Source organism: Magnetospirillum sp. SS-4 (genome assembly GCF_902729425.1).
In the GTDB taxonomy this organism is placed as follows: Bacteria; Pseudomonadota; Alphaproteobacteria; order Rhodospirillales; family Magnetospirillaceae; genus Phaeospirillum.
This window is the reverse complement of sequence record NZ_CACVCH010000005.1, coordinates 1-687: the sequence shown is the minus strand read 5'-3', so window position 1 is coordinate 687 and position 687 is coordinate 1. Positions and strand designations below refer to the sequence as shown.

Sequence of the window (687 nt, the reverse complement as noted above, 5' to 3'; positions counted from 1 at the left end):
GGGGCCTTCCTGAACTTTCTTAGCCAATATCCTAAGCACCCCTTCGCTGCAAATGCGCAATACTCATTAGGTGAGATTGCATTCTCTCAACGGAAGGACTTTGCCAGAGCGGCAAAAACATTTGGAGATGCCTATAAAGCATATCCAAAGCATGCCAAGGCTCCCGATATGCTCTCCAAATTGGGGGCATCGTTTGGCCAGTTGGGGATGAAGGATCAGGCGTGCCGAACCTATGCATTGCTTTTTTCCGAGCACCCAGGAATGCCGGATCAGGTCCGTTTGGTCACCACAAATGACAGCCTGAGGCTTGGCTGTGGTGGCGCTCCCGTGCAATCAATTTACCAGCATGACGTGGCGGCACAGAAGGACAAGGCGCTTGCTTTGTATGGGCAGGTTCGCTGTAAAAATATCCATAACTTTGAGTGGACAACGACAGGCTCCTGTCCAGATGGGGCGACGCAAGTTGCGCCCACTGTGGCGCAGTCACCTTCACAGTCCTGGGCAAGTTCAGGTAATTCAAAAGCATCGGTTCCTGCTGAAAAGGTGCCACACCCTGCGAAACATCAGCAGGGAGAGCCTCCGAAAATATTAATTGACTCAATGCCGTCAACGACGTCAGGGCAAATTATCCATGTTGTTGGAAGGGTTCTGAGCAAGGGGAAAATCACCTCATTGATGATCAATGCA

Annotated in this window: 1 protein-coding gene; it reads left to right on the top strand. The window is 50.9% G+C overall.

Annotated elements, in window-relative coordinates; genetic code table 11:
- A partial coding sequence (locus MTBSS4_RS22260) for a tetratricopeptide repeat protein (protein WP_368667759.1) occupies positions 1-687 on the top strand: 687 nt, incomplete at both ends.